Source organism: Sphingobium sp. BHU LFT2 (assembly GCF_018604485.1).
Taxonomy (GTDB): Bacteria; Pseudomonadota; Alphaproteobacteria; order Sphingomonadales; family Sphingomonadaceae; genus Sphingobium; species Sphingobium yanoikuyae_A.
Genome location: NZ_JAFCGW010000004.1, coordinates 348,506 through 367,414 on the forward strand (window position 1 = coordinate 348,506; position 18,909 = coordinate 367,414).

General features: G+C 64.6%; 17 protein-coding genes. 7 read left to right on the top strand and 10 right to left on the bottom strand.

Annotated features, from left to right (window positions below):
- Positions 1-13 precede the first annotated feature (13 nt).
- Together JQK15_RS11075 and JQK15_RS11080 are read right to left on the bottom strand one after the other, a co-directional pair.
- Positions 14-877: a UDP-2,3-diacylglucosamine diphosphatase gene (locus tag JQK15_RS11075; RefSeq protein ID WP_010337926.1), complete on the bottom strand. Its 864-nt coding sequence runs from the start codon at positions 875-877 to the stop codon at positions 14-16.
- Positions 878-992: 115 nt separating this feature from the next.
- Positions 993-2,000 (bottom strand): NAD(P)H-quinone oxidoreductase, encoded by a 1,008-nt coding sequence (locus tag JQK15_RS11080; RefSeq protein ID WP_214865490.1) that lies wholly within the window; start codon positions 1,998-2,000, stop codon positions 993-995.
- Between the two features lie 102 nt (positions 2,001-2,102).
- On the opposite strand from JQK15_RS11080, the gene JQK15_RS11085 reads away from it, so the two are divergent.
- The 7 genes from JQK15_RS11085 (at position 2,103) to JQK15_RS11115 (ending at position 10,630) form a co-directional block, all read left to right on the top strand.
- A complete protein-coding gene (locus JQK15_RS11085; RefSeq protein ID WP_004211362.1) occupies positions 2,103-2,300 on the top strand; it encodes a DUF1192 domain-containing protein in 198 nt (65 codons plus the stop codon).
- 156 nt (positions 2,301-2,456) lie between these two features.
- A complete protein-coding gene (clpA, locus tag JQK15_RS11090) occupies positions 2,457-4,793 on the top strand; it encodes an ATP-dependent Clp protease ATP-binding subunit ClpA (RefSeq protein ID WP_214865492.1) in 2,337 nt (778 codons plus the stop codon).
- Between the two features lie 346 nt (positions 4,794-5,139).
- Positions 5,140-5,463 carry a hypothetical protein gene (locus JQK15_RS11095; RefSeq protein ID WP_214865494.1) on the top strand — a complete coding sequence of 108 codons (324 nt, stop codon included), beginning with the start codon at positions 5,140-5,142 and terminating at the stop codon, positions 5,461-5,463.
- Positions 5,464-5,757: 294 nt separating this feature from the next.
- Positions 5,758-6,438: an esterase/lipase family protein gene (locus JQK15_RS11100; protein ID WP_251007694.1), complete on the top strand. Its 681-nt coding sequence runs from the start codon at positions 5,758-5,760 to the stop codon at positions 6,436-6,438.
- Positions 6,439-6,526: 88 nt separating this feature from the next.
- Positions 6,527-7,765 carry a hypothetical protein gene (locus JQK15_RS11105; RefSeq protein ID WP_214865496.1) on the top strand — a complete coding sequence of 413 codons (1,239 nt, stop codon included), beginning with the start codon at positions 6,527-6,529 and terminating at the stop codon, positions 7,763-7,765.
- A gap of 109 nt (positions 7,766-7,874) precedes the next feature.
- A complete protein-coding gene (locus tag JQK15_RS11110; RefSeq protein WP_214865498.1) occupies positions 7,875-9,938 on the top strand; it encodes an alpha/beta hydrolase family protein in 2,064 nt (687 codons plus the stop codon).
- 62 nt (positions 9,939-10,000) lie between these two features.
- A complete protein-coding gene (locus JQK15_RS11115) occupies positions 10,001-10,630 on the top strand; it encodes a glutathione S-transferase family protein (protein WP_037516414.1) in 630 nt (209 codons plus the stop codon).
- Positions 10,631-10,707: 77 nt separating this feature from the next.
- On the opposite strand, the gene JQK15_RS11120 is transcribed toward JQK15_RS11115, so the two are convergent.
- From JQK15_RS11120 to JQK15_RS11155, 8 genes are all read right to left on the bottom strand, one after another.
- Complete coding sequence (locus tag JQK15_RS11120; protein WP_214865500.1) at positions 10,708-11,442, bottom strand: Bax inhibitor-1/YccA family protein; 735 nt, start codon at positions 11,440-11,442, stop codon at positions 10,708-10,710.
- Positions 11,443-11,565: 123 nt separating this feature from the next.
- Entirely contained in the window at positions 11,566-12,237 is a 672-nt protein-coding gene (locus tag JQK15_RS11125; RefSeq protein WP_048939074.1) for a cyclase family protein, read from the bottom strand.
- Entirely contained in the window at positions 12,234-12,491 is a 258-nt protein-coding gene (locus tag JQK15_RS11130; RefSeq protein WP_037515777.1) for a CBU_0592 family membrane protein, read from the bottom strand. Before JQK15_RS11130 ends, JQK15_RS11125 begins: the two co-directional genes overlap by 4 nt.
- Before the next feature lie 79 nt (positions 12,492-12,570).
- The gene (gene acnA / locus JQK15_RS11135; RefSeq protein ID WP_214865502.1) at positions 12,571-15,240 is read right to left on the bottom strand and encodes an aconitate hydratase AcnA; all 2,670 of its coding nucleotides are present in this window, start codon (positions 15,238-15,240) and stop codon (positions 12,571-12,573) included.
- Positions 15,241-15,558: 318 nt separating this feature from the next.
- Complete coding sequence (locus tag JQK15_RS11140) at positions 15,559-17,313, bottom strand: DUF885 domain-containing protein (RefSeq protein WP_214865504.1); 1,755 nt, start codon at positions 17,311-17,313, stop codon at positions 15,559-15,561.
- Between the two features lie 54 nt (positions 17,314-17,367).
- Positions 17,368-17,571 carry a DUF5818 domain-containing protein gene (locus JQK15_RS11145; RefSeq protein WP_004211342.1) on the bottom strand — a complete coding sequence of 68 codons (204 nt, stop codon included), beginning with the start codon at positions 17,569-17,571 and terminating at the stop codon, positions 17,368-17,370.
- 3 nt (positions 17,572-17,574) lie between these two features.
- Positions 17,575-17,760 (bottom strand): DUF1328 domain-containing protein, encoded by a 186-nt coding sequence (locus JQK15_RS11150; RefSeq protein ID WP_017502243.1) that lies wholly within the window; start codon positions 17,758-17,760, stop codon positions 17,575-17,577.
- A gap of 71 nt (positions 17,761-17,831) precedes the next feature.
- Positions 17,832-18,830, bottom strand: a complete 999-nt coding sequence (locus JQK15_RS11155) for a 2-hydroxyacid dehydrogenase (protein ID WP_214865506.1) — start codon at positions 18,828-18,830, stop codon at positions 17,832-17,834.
- Between the last annotated feature and the right edge of the window lie 79 nt (positions 18,831-18,909).

Consider the following 18,909-nt stretch of genomic DNA (forward strand, 5'->3'; position numbering starts at 1 on the left):
CCCCCTCTCCGCGTCAGGCCGCCATCAGCGCCGGCGTCTTTTCGCCGCGCTTGGCGATCTCGTCGGCCCAGTGCAGCACCTCCATCGCGCCGCTGGCATGTTCGACCAGCGCGGTGCAGCCCTCCACCCAGTCGCCATCATTATAATATTCGATGCCCTCGATCTCGCGCATCTCGGCATTGTGGATATGGCCGCACACCACGCCGTCGACGCCGCGCGCGCCGGCTTCATGCGCCACCACTTCCTCGAAACGGGAGATGAAGGACACGGCATTCTTGACCTTGTGCTTGGCCATCTTGGACAGTGACCAATAAGGCAGGCCCATGCGCCGGCGCACCGCGTTGACCACCACGTTGAGGCGCATCAGCGTCGTGTAGGCCGCGTCCCCCACGAAGGCGAGCCAGCGATGCGCCAGCATGATCGTGTCGAACTCGTCGCCATGCAGCACCAACAGCTTGCGCCCGTCGGCGGTCTCGTGGATCGCCTTGCGGCGAATCTCGACGCCGCCGAAATTCATGCCGGTGAACTGACGGAACATCTCGTCATGATTGCCGGGGATATAGACGACACGGGTGCCGCGCTTGGCCCGCTTCATGATCCGCCACAGCACGTCATTATGCGCGGCGGGCCAGTAGAAGCGCTTCTTGAGCCGCCAGCCATCGATGATGTCGCCGACCAGATAGATGGTGTCGCTGTCGACGCTGTCCAGGAAATCGATCAGCATCGTCGCGTTGCAGCCGCGCGTGCCCAGATGGATGTCGGAAATCCAGATGGTGCGATAGCGGCGACGCGCGCCTTCCCGTTCGGGGATGTGGAAGCGGTCGTCAGCCCCCTCCTCCAGTTCGCTCAGGAAGGGCAAGCGCGTGATGGCGTCCATGTCTACGTCCTCAAGGGCTGTTGTCCTTGAGGCCGAATCCCTAGCGCCGCTCTGTTACAATTCCGCACCGAATATGACGGAAATGCTACGGTTTGGCGGGTTTCCCCGCCGCCCCTCACACCGTCAGCACGATCTTCCCGAAATGTTCGCCCGCATCCATGCGGGCATGGGCCTTGGCCGCGTCGGCGAGGGCAAAGCGCTGGTCCATTGCCGGGCGCAGCTTGCCCTGTTCGACGAAGGGCCAGACGGTGCGCATGATCTCGTCCGCGACCAGGCTCTTGAAGCCCGAGGAGCGCGGCCGCAGCGTCGATCCGGTCAGGGTCAGGCGCTTGGACATCACCGTCGGCAGGAAGATGCTGGTCTTGGCTCCACCCAGCACCGCGATCGACACATGGCGGCCATCTTCCGCCATGCATTCGATGTTGCGCGGGACATAGTCGCCGCCGACCATGTCGAGCACCGCCTGCACCCCCTGCCCGCCGGTGATGCGCTTCACCTCGGCGACATAGTCCTGGCTCTTGTAATTGATCGCATGGGCAGCGCCCCATTCGAGCGCCTGCGCGCATTTGTCGCCGCTGCCGCAGGTGACGATGATCTCTATGTCGAACAGGCGGCAGAGCGAGATCGCCATGGTGCCGATGCCGCTGGTGCCTCCATGAACCAGCACCCGGTCGCCGCCAACCACATAGGCGCGCTCGAACAGGTTGGTCCACACGGTGAACAGGGTTTCGGGCAGCGCCGCCGCCTCGACCAGGTCATAGTCCGCCGGCACCGGCAGGCACTGGCCGGCCGGGGCAATCGCATATTCGGCATAGCCCCCGCCCGGCAGCAGCGCACAGACGCGCTGGCCCACCAGCATGTCGGCGGACCGGCCGGCGGCGACGATCGTGCCCGCCACTTCGAGTCCGGGAATGTCGGATGCGCCGGGCGGCGGCGGATATTTGCCCTGCCGCTGCAGCACGTCGGGCCGGTTGACGCCGGCGGCGGCGACGCGGATCAGCACCTCATCCTCGCCCGGCACCGGCACCGGCCGCTGTTCCGGCACCAGGGCGTCGGGACCGCCCGGCACCGGGATGCCGATGGCCGTCATCTGCGATGGAATCGTGAAACTGTCGAGGATCATATGCGCCCCCCCGGGCCAGAGATATTGCGCCGCACCCAAAATCGACGGACGGAGCTTCGCTTCTTATTGACAGACTAGCCTACAGGGTCAACATTACCCTTTATGGACATGGACAATGATCTGCCGAGAAAGGCCGATGATCCGCTGGCCCAACTGCTCCGACAGGATCTGGGTCCCCTGTCCGTTGCGGAACTGGAAGCGCGCATCAGGGCGCTGGAAACCGAAATCACCCGCACTCGAACAAAAATTGAAAGCGCCGTTAACCATAAGGCAACTGCCGAGGCGTTATTCAAGCGATGAACCCGCGCCTCGCCCCTGACGGCCCGACCATGGGCTCCACCGGGCATGGGCAGTCTGGCAATTCCGGCGGTCAGGGCCTCTCCCTTGAACCGTCGTCGAGCAATGCCGACATAAGGTTCAAGTCAGCCCCTAACCGGGGCCAGGAGTAGAAAAGACATGCCATCTTTCGCAGCCGCCCTTGAAACCACCCTGCACAATGCGCTGACGCATGCGTCCGAGCGCAAGCATGAATATGCGACGCTGGAGCATCTGCTGCTCGCGCTGATCGACGATGAACATGCGTCGAAGGTGATGCAGGCGTGCGGCGTGGAACTGGGCGAACTGGCCGATGCCGTCACCCAGTATCTCGACACCGAACTGGACAGCCTGAAGGTGGAGGGCGCCAGCGACCCCTCGCCCACCAGCGGCTTCCAGCGCGTCGTCCAGCGCGCCATCCTCCATGTCCAGTCGTCCGGCAAGGATGAGGTGACGGGCGCCAATGTCCTCGTCGCGCTCTTCTCCGAACGCGAATCCTATGCCGTCTATTTCCTGCAGCAGCAGGACATGAGCCGCCTCGATGCCGTCAGCTATATCAGCCACGGCGTCGGCAAGGGCACGCCCACGCCCGAGCGTCAGGAGACCAAGGGGGCAGCCGAGGAGGAAAAGAAGGTGCAGGACGGCAAGGGCAAGAAGGACAGTGCCTTGGAGCAGTTCACCGTCAACCTCAACGAGAAGGCGGAACGCGGCAAGGTCGATCCGCTGATCGGCCGGTCGTCGGAAGTCGACCGCACCATCCAGATCCTGTGCCGCCGTTCGAAGAACAACCCGCTCTATGTCGGTGATCCGGGCGTCGGCAAGACCGCGATCGCGGAAGGCCTGGCGCGCAAGATCGTCGAGGGCGAAGTGCCCGACGTGCTCAAGGAAGCGGTCATCTATTCGCTCGACATGGGCGCGCTGCTGGCCGGCACCCGCTATCGCGGCGATTTCGAGGAGCGGCTGAAGGCGGTCGTCACCGAACTGGAGAAGATGCCGCACGCCGTCCTCTTCATCGACGAGATCCACACCGTCATCGGTGCCGGCGCGACCAGCGGCGGCGCGATGGACGCCTCGAACCTGTTGAAGCCGGCCCTGTCGGGCGGAACGATCCGCTGCATCGGCTCGACCACCTACAAGGAATTTCGCAATCATTTCGAGAAGGACCGCGCCCTGCTGCGGCGCTTCCAGAAGATCGACGTGAACGAACCTTCGGTCGAGGACACGATCAAGATCCTGACCGGCCTGCGCACCGCGTTCGAGGAACATCATCACGTCAAATATACGCCGGACGCGATCAAGGCGGCGGTGGAGCTGTCGGCGCGCTACATCAACGACCGCAAGCTGCCGGACAAGGCGATCGACGTGATCGACGAAGTGGGCGCGATGCAGATGCTGGTGGTGCCCTCCAAGCGCAAGAAGACGATCACCCCCAAGGAGATCGAGGCGGTCATCGCCACCATGGCGCGCATCCCGCCCAAGACCGTGTCGTCGGACGACAAGAGCGTGCTGGAATCGCTGACCACCGATTTGAAGCGCGTCGTCTTCGGCCAGGATCAGGCGATCGAGGTGCTGTCCTCCGCGATCAAGCTGTCGCGCGCCGGCCTGCGCGATCCCGACAAGCCGATCGGCAACTATCTCTTCTCCGGCCCCACCGGCGTCGGCAAGACGGAGGTGGCGCGCCAGCTCGCAACCCTGCTCGGCATCCCGCTGCAGCGGTTCGACATGTCGGAATATATGGAACGCCATTCGGTCAGCCGCCTGATCGGTGCCCCTCCGGGCTATGTCGGCTATGACCAGGGTGGCCTGCTGACCGATGCCGTCGACCAGCAGCCGCACAGCGTGCTGCTGCTCGACGAGATCGAGAAGGCGCATCCGGACCTGTTCAACATCCTGTTGCAGGTGATGGACAATGGCCGCCTGACCGATCACCACGGCAAGACCGTCGATTTCCGCAACACCATCCTCATCATGACCACCAATGCCGGTGCGTCGGACATGGCGAAGGAATCGATCGGCTTTGGCGAGCTGACCCGCGAGGATGTGCAGGAAGATGCGGTGAAGAAGCTCTTCACCCCCGAATTCCGCAACCGTCTCGATGCGATCGTGCCGTTCGGCTATCTGCCGCCGGAAATCGTGGCCCGCGTCATCGACAAGTTCGTGCTGCAACTGGAACTGCAACTGGCCGATCGCGACGTCCACATCACCCTGGACGAGGACGCCAAGGCCTGGCTCACCAAGAAGGGCTATGACAAGCTCTATGGCGCCCGCCCGATGGGCCGCCTGATGCAGGAAAAGATCAAGCAGCCGCTGGCCGAGGAACTGCTGTTCGGCAAGCTGGTCCATGGCGGCGAGGTCCATGTCCATATGAAGGACGATGCCGACGGTGTGGGGGCCCTCGCCTTCCAGATCACCCCCGCTGCGCCCAAGAAGGGCGGCAAGAAGGGTGGCAAGGCCAAGACGCCGGAAGGCACGAAATAAGCGGCTTCACAGGCCCATGGGAAAGGCGGCTCGAGAGGGCCGCCTTTTTTATTCCTCCCCGGCACGGTGAGGGGGACCGTGCGCAGCACGGTGGAGGGGCACGCGCCACAAAGAGCCGCATCCCCGCGCCGCTACGCCGCCCTCTTTTTCCGTCATTGCCGCACAGGCGGTTAGCCGTCCCCCACTGCCTCCGTGCCGCCGCGGCTCCGCGCGAAAATGAATCACGCGGAGCCGCGGAAAAGAAAAGGGAAGGCGAATTGGGATGGGAAGCGGACAGACGGCTTTGGAGTTGCACAGTATGATTAGCACTCATTGCGCTGATCGCCTGCTTCGATAAGCTGCAGATATGGAGATGGACGAGCTACGCGGCCGCTTGGCAGCCATCTTGGCTGTTGAAGAACGAGAGCCGACTGACTGGGTTGAAGTGGAACGGCTGGCTGGCGAGCTTCAGCGGGAACTACCAATCGATGCCACGCCAGAAGCTGTTCATCGCTACCTTGATGACGCGGATATTCGCTCCCGCAAAAGCGCATACGCAGCACATCAGAGGCAGGAGGTGCGCCGGTACGTCGATTTCGGAGAGTATGATGACGGCATCCCCGTTCCTTGGTGGGGATGCGCTCTGGTCCTTCTGGCTGGCGCAGGCATCGTTAAATGGCTGCTGCTGTAGGGACGTTAATGTTCGCAAATGGTCGGTTTCTTGCCAGTCACAACCGGCGTCATCCTGACGACAGTCAGGATCCATTCTGCGCCACGGCGGATGGGGAGCGCTGAATAGATCCCGGATCAAGTCCGGGATGACGAAGATGGTAAGGGCAGCTTTTGGTCGCTTCCAGACCATCCTCCCCTGCAAGGTTCGGCAAAGTCGCGCGCCTCTGCCGAACCTTGCAGGGGAGGAATTTACAGCCGCTTCTGGTGGTCAGCGCCCTCCCCCTACACCCACATGCCCTTGCCTGCGTCAGCGTTGCATGACACCCATGCCATCATGCTGCCCCACACCCAGTCCATCCTCCTCCTCCACGGCTTTGGCGGGCATCAGGTGCAGACTGCCCTCCTCGCCCGCCGCCTGCGCGATGCAGGCTTCATCGTCGCCAATATCGGCTATCCCAGCTGGCGCTGGCCGCTGCCCCGCGTCATCGATCATCTCCACGCCCGCATCATCGCCAGCCCGGCCTACGCCGCCACGACCGTCCATTGCGTCGGCCATTCGATGGGCGGCCTCATGCTGCGCGCCTGGCTCGCGCGCCATCGTCCCGATCATCTCGGCCGCGTCGTCATGCTCGGCACGCCCAATGGCGGCAGCGAGATTGCCGACCTTCTCTACCGCCTGCGCCTCCATCCGCTGATCCTGAACCAGGCCGGCGCGCTGCTACGCACTCGCCGCGATGCGATCACGCTGGCGGCGCTGGGTGAGGTCGACTATTCGCTCGGCATCATCGCGGGCGACCGGCCGATGAATGGCCTGCTCCCCAGCCGCATCTTCCGCGCGCCCAATGACGGCAAGGTCAGCGTCGCCGCCACCCATTGTCCGGGCGAAAGCGACCATATCACCCTGCCCGTCGCTCACACCGCGATGATCTACACCCGCCCCGTCGCCGATCAGGTCGTGCATTTCCTGCGCCATGGGCAGTTCGCGCGCACTTAGCCCCCCTCTCCCCGCCCACCGCAAATTCTGCTAAGCCGACTCCAGAACAGAAAGGTCGCATGTCTTCCACGCTTTCATAGGGGAATGCATGTCCACTTCGCTTCATCTGCGGTCCGCCGCGCCACGCGCCGCGCTGCTCAGCTTCAGCTTCGTCCTTCTCGCCACGCCCGGCGCCAGCCAGCAGGCCGGCGGACCGATCGCCCGTTATTCGATGGATGCCGGCACCATGTCCGGCATGGCCGCGATGGCAGGCGGCGGCGGCATGGGCGGGGCCATGTCGATGATGATGGGCGGCGGCAACCAGCCGGTCCATGAACTGGTGCTGCGGCTGGGATCGACCCAGGCCGCCAGCGGTTCGCCGGCAGCCGAGCATTATATGCCCGCCGGCGCCCGGCTGGGCGCCTCCGTCCCGCTGGTCACACCAAAGGTCACGCCGAGCGACGAGCCGGCGCTGCCCGGCGAGAAGCCCAAGGGGCGGCTGCTCATCTATTGGGGATGCGGCGCGACCGCCGGGCCGAACCAGCCGGTGGTGATCGATTTCGCCAAGGTCGCGCGCGGCCAGTTTCCGCCCGGCCTCTACATGACCGGCGCGGCGATCCCGCAGGAATGGCAGGTCCGCTTCACCAACAGCAAGACCTATGGCGAATGGCCCAATGGCCAGACACGCAAGACGCTGTCGGGCAATTCCTCGCTGATCGGCGATCATCGCATCGCCGGCAATTATTCGCCCGAGATCAAGTTCGCGCTGAACCAGGACTTCATGCCGCCGATCACGGGCCGTGCCAGCCCGGCGGCTGGCGGCGCCACCCAGTTGAGCTGGAACGCGGTGCCCAATGCGACTGGCTATTATGCCTGGGTGTTCGCGGCCAAGCAGGGCGGCGACATGGTGTGGTGGGCGTCATCGGCCAGCCAGGCGTTCGGCGGGCCGGTATGGGACTGGCTATCCCCCGGTGCCGTGCGCAAGCTGATCGGCGACAAGATCGTCATGCCGCCCAGCCAGACCAGTTGCACCGTGCCGTCGCAGGTGGTGCAGTCGGGCGGCGAGATGCTGATGGGCAGCCTCTATGCCTATGGCCCGGAAGCCAATTTCGCCTATCCGCCGCGCCCGGCCGATCCCAAGATCGCCTGGAAACCGGAATGGATCGCCCGCGTGCGCTATCGCTCCAACACCATGTGGATGCTCAATGGCCCGGACATGGGATCGATGATGAGCCAGGGCAGTGACGACAGCGCCGACGCCTCGGGCGACAATCCGCCGCCCAAGAAGAAGAAATGCAAGGGCGGCCTTGGCGGGATGCTGGCCGGCGCGATGGGCGCGGGCTGCTGAAGCGACAGCCGGGGCGCGACACCACACGTCGCGCCCCGGCCACGAGTTGCACTTGAAACGAAAGGAAAATCCGGCAAGTCTCGCGCCATTCTTCCGTTTCGAGGTTTTCATGCGACACAAGCTATTGGCCGCGCTGCTGCTCGGCGCCGCCCTTTCCCCCCTGCCGCTCGCCGCCCAGTCGGCCGCCCCGTCGACCAGGTTCGAGGGCCGCGACATCTTCGCGCTGCAGGTCGCGACCGATCCGCAGATCAGCCCCGACGGCAAGAGCGTCGCCTATGTCCGCCGCCAGGGCGACATCATGACCGACCGGCAGAAGGGCGCGATCTGGCTGGTCGACACCGCCACCGGCGCGCAGCGCCCGCTGGTCACCGACGCCAGCCAGCCGCGCTGGTCGCCCGATGGCAAGCGCATCGCCTATATCGCCGCCGATGCGGGCAAGCCGCAATTGTTCGTGCGCTGGCTCGACACCGGCGCGACCGTGCGCGTCACCACCCTGCCGGACGGCCCACAGTCGGTCACTTGGTCGCCCGACGGCAAGTCCCTTGCCTATATCATGCGCGTGCCCGCCGACCCGATGAAGCTGGGCAAGGCGCCCGACAAGCCGGAGGGTGCCGAATGGGCCAAGCCGCTGGAGGTGATCGACCGGGTCGATTATCGCAATGATGGCGGCGGCTATGTCCAGGCCGGCTATGACCATATCTTCCTGGTGGCGGCCGATGGCGGCCCGGCGCGGCAGCTGAGCTTTGGCGATTATCAGGATGGCGGCCCGTTGAGCTGGACGCCCGATGGCCGCGCCATATTGTTCAGCGCGGTGCGCAAGCCCGACTGGCAGCAGAAGGTGTTTGATCCGGAAATCTACACGCTCGACATCGCCTCGGGGGCGATCAGCCCGCTCACCAGCCGCGAAGGCCCGGATGTCGCGCCGGTCGTATCGCCCGACGGCAGCAAGATCGCCTATCTCGGCTATGACGACAAGCGCCTCTCCTACCAGAATAGCTATCTCTACGTCATGAACCGCGACGGCAGCGGCGCCCATGCGATCACCGCCAGTTTCGACCGCAGCATCGATCGCGCCTATTGGGCGGCCGACGGCAAGTCGCTCTACGCCCAATATGACGAGCGCGGCGTCAACCGCCTTGCCCGCATCAGCCTCGACGGCCATGTCACCGAACTGGCGAGCGGCCTTACCGGCACGGCGTTCGACCGGCCCTATAGCGGCGGCGATTTCAGCGTCGCAGCCAATGGCACGCTCGCCTTCACCAGCGGATCGGCGTTGCGCCCGGCCGACCTGTCGGTCAGCAGCGGCGGCAAGAGCCGCCAGCTCACGCGCCTCAATGAGGATTTCCTGGGCCACAAGGCGCTGGGACAGGTGAAGGAACTGGCCGTCACCGCGCCTGACGGCCGGACCGTGCCGGCCTGGCTCGTCACCCCGCCCGGCTATCAGCCTGGCACCCGCGTGCCGTTGCTGCTGGAAATCCATGGCGGTCCGCACACCGCCTATGGCCCGCATTTCTCGACCGACGACCAGCTTTATGCCGCCGCCGGCTATGCCGTGCTCTACACCAACCCGCGCGGCTCCACCTCCTATGGCGAAGAGTTTGCCCAGCTGATCCATCACAAATATCCCGGCGACGACTATGGCGACCTGATGGCCGCGGTCGATGCCGCGATCGCGGCGGGCGTGGCCGATCCGGACAATCTGTTCGTTACCGGCGGTTCGGGCGGCGGCGTGCTGACCAGCTGGATCATCGGCAAGACCGACCGGTTCAAGGGTGCCGCTACGCAGAAGCCGGTGATCAACTGGATCAGCGAGGCGCTGACCATGGACAATACCCTCTTCACCTCGCGCTACTGGTTCCCGGCCAAGCCGTGGGAAGATCCGATGGGCTATTGGAACCGCTCGCCGCTCAGCCTGGTTGGCAACGTCAAGACTCCGACCCTGGTGGTCGTGGGCAGCGAGGATTATCGCACCCCGGTCAGCGAAGCGGAGCAATATTATGGCGCGCTGCAGATACGGGGCGTGCCGACCGCGCTGGTGAAGGTGCCGGGCGCGAGCCATGGCGGCATCGCCGCCCGCCCGTCGCAATCGGCGGCCAAGGCGGCGGCGATCATCGCCTGGTTCGATCGCTATCGCGACAAGCCTGCGGCGGCGGCCACCGCACCGGCCCAATGATCCGGCTAGCCGGAGCATATCGTTCATGATATGTTCCGGCCACTTTCCAAGGAGGATGCACAATGGCGGACCCGGTTCTTCTCTACACCAACCCCATGTCCCGCGGGCAGATTGCCCGCTGGATGCTGGAGGAGGTCGGCGCCCCCTATGAGGCGGTGATCCTGGATTATGCCGGCGGCATGAAGACCGCCGACTATCGCGCGATCAACCCGATGGGCAAGGTGCCGGCGATCGTCCATGGCGGCAAGGTGGTGACCGAATGCGCCGCCATCTGCGCCTATCTGGCCGACGCCTTCCCGGCCGCCGGCCTGGCGCCGGCGACCGATGACCGAGCCGACTATTATCGCTGGCTCTTCTTCGCCGCCGGTCCAGTGGAGGCCGCGGTCACCAACAAGGCGATGGGCTTCGTCCTGCCCGAAGGGCGCGAGCGCAGCGCGGGTTATGGCTCGCTCGACGACACGCTCGACACGCTGGAAACAGCGGTCACCGGCCGCAGCTGGATCTGTGGCGGCACCTTCACCGCAGCGGACGTCTATGTCGGCGCGCAGATCGACTGGGGGCTCGCCTTCGGCACCATCCCCAGCCGCCCGGCGTTCGAGGCCTATGCCGCCCGACTGCGCGAGCGCCCGGCCTATAAGAGGCAGAAGGAGATCGACAACGCCCTGATCGCCGAGATGCAGAAACAGGGCTGAGCCGCCCCCTCCCCACAAAGCAAAAGGCCCGGCGGAGATGTCCGCCGGGCCTTTTTTGACTTGCCGTTCGACCGCTATCAGCGACGATCGCCGAACAGGCGCAGCAGGAACAGGAACATGTTGATGAAGTCGAGATAGAGGTTCAGCGCCCCCATCACCACCGACTTGCCCATCATGTCGGTGCCGGCGACATAGCTGTAGATGCTCTTGATCTTCTGCGTGTCATAGGCGGTCAGGCCCGCGAACAGCAGCACGCCGACGAAGCTGATCACCAGATCCATCATGCTGGAACGCAGGAAGAGGTTGATCAGGCTGGCGACCAGCAGGCCGACGACACCCATGATCAGGAAGGTGCCGAAGCCCGACAGATCCTTCTTGGTGGTGTAGCCGAACAGGCTGAGGCCGGCGAAGGCCGCAGCGGTCGCGAAGAAGGTCTGCGCGATCGACGTGCCGGTATAGACCAGGAAGATCGACGACAGCGACAGGCCCATCACGGCGGCATAGGCCCAGAACAGGCTCTGCATCGCGACGGTCGACAGCTTGTTGATGCCAAAGCTCATCACCATGACGAAAGCCAGCGGCGCGAACATGATGACATATTTCAGGATGCCGGGGCCGGCGAGGATTTGGAGCGCCAGACCGCTCGACGCGAACAGCATCGCGACAACACCGGTCAGCAGCACGCCGCTCGCCATATAATTATAGACCGACAGCATATATTTGCGCAGCCCGGCATCGAACGCCTCGCTGCGCGCGGCGCTGGCATTGCCAAAGCCTGCGATGTCGGAACGGGGGTCGGACCAATTGGCCATGGGTAAAATCTCCTTGGACGGCCTTTCTCGGCCGATCGTCATAGTATCGGCGCTAACGCCTCTCAGTTCAAGCGAAAGCCGAAGGCTAACAGCGATGTCATGCCTGAAGGCTACGCTAAAAGATCATGTCAAATTGACTTGCGCGAAGGCTCGGACCGGGAATGTGCCCATGCCGACGATCTTGGGCGGCACCGCGGTGAAGGCGAAGCCGGCATCCGGCAGCATGGCCAGATTGGTCATATGTTCGCAGATCAGCACGCCCGCCCCCAACAGCTCGCGATGGACCGGGCGGCCGGTGCCGGGCCGCGTATCGTCGATATTATGGCTGTCGATGCCGACCAGCCGGGCGCCGCGCGCCACCAGCATCTGCGCCGCCGCTTCGGTCAGGAAGGGGTGATCCTCATAATAGGCGGGCGTGCGCCAGTGCCGGTCCCAACCGGTGTGGACCAGCACCGCGCGGCCGGCGACATCGATCCCATCCAGATCGGCGGCGTCGGTCGCCAGGCCCACGGCCTCGAACGGCCTGCGCACCACGATCGCCGGCAGGCTGGCCAGCCGGTCGAGATCGAGCATGGAGAGGTCATCGCCCTCCTCGAAACGGTGGAACGGCGCGTCCAGATAGGTGCCGGTGTTCGACACCATGTCGATCCGCCCCATCTGAAACGCGCTGCCATCGGCATAGTTAGCGCGCGACTGTTCGCGGGTCCAGTAATCGCAGATATGCGGCGCGGCGACGCCCTTATAGGTGGTCATGCCATGTTCGATGGCGTGGCTGAGATCGATGAAGCGGGTCATGACGGGGACATTCTCCTACGGAAGATGCGCCACAGGGTGGAAAAGCCGACGACCGCCCAGATGATGTTGAGCACCATCGAGGGAAAGGCGCCATGCCACCAGGTGTTGAGGATGAAGAAGGCGGCGCCGACGGCGTTCAGCCACTGGAAGGTCGCCGACCCGCCCGACAGCCGCCCGGTCGAGACCCCGACATAGGCGATCAGCACCAATATCGCGCCGGCCCAGCCGACGATCTCCACGAACAGCGCCACCATCCACCCCCAAATGAAAAGGGCTCCCTCCTTCCGGAGAGAGCCCTCATTCCTTAGCTCAGCGCGTCAATCGATCAAGCGCTCAGGCCGCCAGCTTGCGCAGCACATATTGCAGGATGCCGCCGTTGAGGAAATATTCCAGCTCGTTGACGGTATCGATGCGGCAAAGCGCGGTGAAGCTGAAGGTCGAACCGTCGGCGCGGGTGACCTGCACTTCGACATCCTGGCGGGGCTTGAGGTCGGCGACACCGGTGATGGTGAAGCTGTCATCGCCCTTGAGGCCCAGCGTGTCGCGGGTCTGGCCATCCTTGAACACCAGGGGCAGCACGCCCATGCCGACCAGGTTCGAGCGATGGATACGCTCGAAGCTCTCGACGATCACGGCGCGCACGCCGAGCAGGTTGGTGCCCTTGGCCGCCCAGTCGCGCGAAGATCCGGTGCCATATTCCTTGCCGCCGATGACGACCAGCGGCGTGCCGTCGGCCTTGTGCTTCATCGCCGCGTCATAGATCGGCATGACTTCGCCCTGATAGCTGGTCATGCCGCCTTCGACGCCGTCGAGCATCAGATTCTTGATGCGGATATTGGCGAAGGTGCCGCGCATCATGACTTCGTGATGGCCACGGCGCGAGCCATAGCTGTTATAGTCGGCCTGGGCGACCTGATGCTCGCTCAGCCACTTGCCCGCGGGCGAGGTCGCCTTGATCGAACCGGCCGGGGAGATGTGGTCGGTGGTGATCGAGTCGCCGAAAATCGCCAGCGGCATGGCACCGATGATGTCGGTGACCGGCGCCGGGGTCATGGTCAGCCCCTCGAAATAGGGCGGGTTGGCGACATAGGTCGACCCGGCGCGCCACTTGTAGGTGTCCGACCCGGTGACCTCGATCGCCTGCCAATGGGCGTCGCCCTTATAGACATTGGCGTAGCGGGCGCGGAACATCTCCCGGTCGACCGCTCCCGCCAGGGTGGTCGCGACCTCGTCATTGGTCGGCCAGATGTCCTTGAGATAGACCGCTTCGCCATCCTTGCTCGTGCCGATCGGGGTGGTGATGAAGTCCTCGATCACCGTGCCCTTGAGCGCATAGGCGACGACCAGCGGCGGCGAAGCGAGGAAGTTGGCACGCACGTCAGGCGAGACGCGGCCTTCGAAATTGCGGTTGCCCGAGATGACGGCGGCTGCAACCAGGCCATTTTCGTTGATCGCCTTGCTGATCGGCTCGGCCAGCGGGCCGGAATTGCCGATGCAGGTGGTGCAGCCATAGCCCACCAGGTTGAAGCCGATCGCGTCGAGATGCGCCTGCAGCCCCGCCTTTTCCAGATAGTCGGTGACGACCTGGCTACCGGGCGCCAGCGAGGTCTTGACCCAGGGCTTGGGCTTCAGGCCCAGCTCGTTCGCCTTCTTGGCGACCAGGCCGGCGGCGATCAGCACATTGGGGTTGGAGGTGTTGGTGCAGCTGGTGATCGCGGCAATGGTGACGTCGCCGTCGCCAATGTCATAATCCTTGCCCTCGACCGGAACGCGGGTCTGCGCCTTCTTGTAGGTATTCACCATGTCCGCGTTGAACACATCGTCCACTTCGGGCAGCGCAACGCGGTCCTGCGGGCGCTTGGGACCGGCGAGGCTGGGCACCACGGTGGACAGGTCCAGCTCCAGCGTATCGGTGAAGATCGGCTCGACCGACGGATCGATCCAGAAGCCCTGCTGCTTGGCATAGGCCTCGACCAGCGCGATATTCTCGTCGCTCCGACCGGTCAGACGCATATAGTCGAGCGTCTTGTCGTCGATGCCGAAGAAGCCGCAGGTCGCGCCATATTCGGGCGCCATATTGGCCAGCGTCGCCCGGTCGGCGAGCGACAAGGTGGCAAGGCCGGGGCCGAAATATTCGACGAAGCGGCCGACCACGCCGCGCGCGCGCAACATCTGAGTGCAGGTCAGCACCAGATCGGTGGCGGTCACACCTTCCTTGAGGTTGCCGGTGAACTTGAAGCCGACCACTTCGGGGATCAGCATCGATACCGGCTGGCCCAGCATCGCGGCCTCCGCCTCGATCCCGCCCACGCCCCAGCCCAGCACGCCCAGGCCATTGACCATGGTGGTGTGGCTGTCGGTGCCGACGCAGGTGTCGGGATAGGCGATGGTCGCGCCGTCGGCGCCCTCGCTCGACCAGACGCCCTGGGCGATATTTTCCAGGTTCACCTGATGGCAGATGCCGGTGCCCGGCGGCACGGCGTAGAAATTGGCGAGGCTCTTGCTGCCCCATTTCAGGAAGTCGTAGCGCTCCATGTTGCGCTGATATTCGATCTCCATATTGTCCTGGAACGCGCGGGGCGTGCCGAACTCGTCGACCATGACCGAATGGTCGATGACGAGGTGGACGGGCACCTGCGGGTTGATCTTGCTGGCGTCGGCGCCCAGCGCATTCATCGCGTCGCGCATCGCGGCCAGGTCGACGACGCAGGGCACGCCGGTAAAGTCCTGCAACAGCACGCGCGCCGGGCGATACTGGATCTCGCGCTCAGCCTTGCCCTTGTCATTCTGCCAGTCGACGATCGCCTGAATGTCGTCGGTGGTGACGGTCACGCCATCCTCGAAGCGCAGCAGATTTTCGAGCAGCACCTTCATCGAGAAAGGCAGGCGCGAAACATCGCCCAGCTTCGCAGCCGCCTTCTCCAACGAATAATAGGCGATGTCCTTGCCGCCGACATTGAGCGTGTCGCGCGTGCCGAGAGTATCCTGTCCGGTGGCGGTCATAAGATATGCGTCTCCTCGCATAGGCCCGGCCATGCGGAAGGAAGCGTCGCGTTCCCACCAGAAGCCACGAAGACGCGGCAAGGTGGAGGGAGGCGCCCCAACCTATGGTCGAAGCAAGTGTGTCCCGATGAGCGGTGGCATACAGATTGCCACCGCCAAGTCAAAGGGACAAAATGGTCGAAACCGCCTTTATTTCCGCCATTTTTGCTTACTGAAAATCATTCGCAGCGACGCGCACATGGGGCGCACTTTTATTGTGCGGGAGGCGTGGAAATCGCTCCCGCCCCGCCCCATATCTTGCCTTTATCGGCGCTCTTCTCAGCGCGCCTTTTCCGCGGCGATCCAGCCGTCGATCTGGCTTTCCAGCACAGTGAGCGGCACCGCCCCCTGCGACAGCACCGCGTCATGGAAACGGCGCAGGTCGAATTTGGGCCCAAGCTGCTGTTCCGCCCGCGCCCGCAGTTCGCGGATCTTGATCTCGCCCAGCTTGTAGCCCAGCGCCTGTCCCGGCCAACTGATATAGCGATTGACCTCGGCATCGATATTGGCGTCGCTCAGGGCGCTGTTCGCCTTCATGAAGGCGACGGCCTTCGCCTTGTCCCAGCCCTTGGCATGGATGCCGGTGTCGACCACCAGGCGGCAGGCGCGCCACATCTCGTAGGACAGGCGGCCCATCATCTTTTCGGGCGTGTCGTAGAGGCCCATCTCCTCGCCCAGATATTCGGTGTAGAGCGCCCAACCCTCGACATAGGCGGTGAAACCGGCGAGATATTTGCGGAAGGGCGGCAGCGGCAATTCCTGCTGCAACGCGATCTGATTGTGATGGCCCGGCACCGCTTCATGCGCGGTCAGCGCCGGCAATTCCCAGAAGGGCCGCTGGTCCAGCTTCGAGGTGTTGACCCAATAGGTGCCGGAAATTCCTGCCTCGGGCGCGCCGGGGCCATAATAGGCGGTGGTCGTCCCCTCCGCTTCGGCCGCCGGGATCGGCTTGATGCCATAGGGAAGGCGCGGCAGCGTGGCGAAATAACGCGGCAGCAGGCCATCGATCGTCTTGGCCTGGCGCGCGGCGACGCGCAGCAGTTCCTCGGGCGTCTTGGCGTAATAGCTGGGATCGGTGCGCAGATGCTGGATGAAGGCGGCGCGGCTGGGATAGCCCGCCTTGGCCGCAATCTCATCCATCCGCTTGCCGATGCGGGCGACCTCGTCCAGCCCTATTGCATGAATCTGATCCGGCGTCAGGTCGGTGGTGGTGTGGGTGCGCACCCGGCTGGCATACCAGGCCGCGCCCCCCGGCAGGGTCGATGCGCTGTCGCTCTTGCGGCATTTGGGCAGATAGTCGGCCACGAACAGGTCATGCCATTTGCCATATTCGGGCGTGATGACATCGCGGATCACCGCCACCGCGCGCGCCTGCAGCGCCGCCCAGTCGGCGTCGCTGATGTCGCGCGGCTTCGTCCGCGTGAAGGGCTCGTAGAAGCGTGTGCCCTCCGGCGGCCCGGCGACGATACCGCTGATCCCCTTGGCAAAACCGCCCAGCACCGAACAGGGCAGCACATAGCCGCCCTTGATCGCCTGACGGGTGATCGCCATGCCGTCGCCATTCTGCTTCGGGTAGAGCGCCAGGCGCTTCAAATAGCTCTCATAATCGGCGCGGGTGTAGAAAGGCAGGCCGTCGGCCATGCCGGAAAAGCCCTGATGCCAGCTATAGTAAGTGGTGAAGAGCATCAGCCGTTCGGCCTGATGCTTGTCGCTGGCGATATCGTCGCGCAGCATCCACAGCAGCACCGCGCGATTGACCTTGTCGGCCGCGTCCAGCCCCGCCTCCGGCACGGCGTCCAGCCGGGTGACGAAGCCCTGCTCCGCCTTGATCTGGGCATCGCGTGCGGCCAGCGACAGGTCGGAAATCTGGTCGTCATAGTCGCGCACGCCACGCGCGGTCGCTTCCACCGGATGGACCGACAGATACCATGCCCAGTGATCGTCGATCACCTGGGTCAGTTGGTCATGGGGAGTCTGGGCTTGGACCAGGGCGGGCGCCGCAACGGCGAGCATCAGGGAAATGATCTTGCGCATGGGCGCAACTGATCGCGCGGCGCAACGATTCTGGCAAGATGGCCAGGTGCCAGATCAGGCGGCGGCTACACCATCCGCTTCGACAATGTCGTCGCCGGCATAATAGCCGCGCACCCGGACCCGCTTTTCGACATGGTCGACCGGCACACGCAGCAGCACCAGTCGCCAGGTGCCGCCAAGATCGCGCTGGAGCAGGAAGCCGGCCTCATCGCGCAGCAACCGCCCGGTTTCATCCACTCCAGCGCCAATCTCGATCATAACTTAGTCTATGGCATCCTTGATGCCCTTGCCGGCCAGCAGGCCCAGCACAAGGAAGATCAGGAACAGGGCGATGGCCACGCCGAACAGCAATTTGGCGATGCCGACGAAGGTGCCGGCCGCGCCGCCGAAGCCGAGGACGGCGAGCACGGCCGCGATCACAAGGGCAATGATGGCAAGACGAATCATGGTGGGATTCCTTCCGTTTCTCTGATGTTTCCAAACGGAGGAAGGCGCGCATTGTTCCGCGCGCGCAGCGATCAGACCCAGCCTTCGAGCACCTGATTGGGCGGGCGGTGGCCGTCGGCCCAGGTGCGGATATTGGCGATGACGCGGGCACCGGTGGCGTCGCGCCCCTCGAACGTCGCCGAACCGACATGGGGCAGCAGGGTGACATTGGCAAGCGCCAGCAGCCGCGGATCGACCGCCGGCTCATGGGTGTAGACGTCAAGCCCGGCACCGGCAATCCGTGCTTCAGCGAGCGCAGCGATCAGTGCCGGCTCATCGGTGATTTCCGCGCGGGAGGTGTTGATGAGATAGGCGTCGGGCCGCATCAGGCCGATCCGCCGCGCATCGATCAGGCCGCGGCTATCGGCGTTGAGCGGGCAATGGATCGAGACGATGTCGCATTCGCGCAGCAGCGCGTCGAGATCGTCATGCCAGCTGGCCTCCAGTTCCTGCTCCACCTCGAAAGGCAGGCGGTGGCGGTTATGGTAGGCGATGGAGAGGCCGAAGGCCCTGGCGCGGCGGGCGACGGCGCGACCGATGCGGCCCATGCCGATGATGCCCAGCTTCTTGCCGCCAATGCGATGGCCGAGCATGCCCGACGGGCTCCAGCCATGCCACTGGCCCGAGCGCACCAGCTTCTCCCCCTCCGCCAGGCGGCGGGGCACGGAGAGGATCAGCGCCATGGTCATGTCGGCCGTATCTTCGGTCAGCACGCCGGGCGTGTTGGTGACGATCACCCCCCTGGTCCGCGCGGCGGCGAGGTCGATATGGTCGACGCCGCTGCCGAAGCTGGCGATCAGTTGCAGCCGGTCGGGCGCGCTGGCGATCAGTTCCGCGTCGATCTGGTCGCTGATGCAGGGCACCAGCACGTCGCACTGCGCCATGGCGGCGGCGAGTTCGGCCCGGTTCATGGGGATGTCGCCGGTATTGAAGCTGGCGTCGAACAGTTCGGCCATGCGCGCCTCCACATTGGGCGGCAGGCGGCGCGTCACGATGACGCGCGGCGTTGCGGGGCGCGGTTTCCTGGCCATAGCATGGCCGCTATTCCCGCCTGCCCCGCCGGTCAAGCGGATATGCGGCTGCCTGCGATTGAAAGCTTGTCGCGACCGG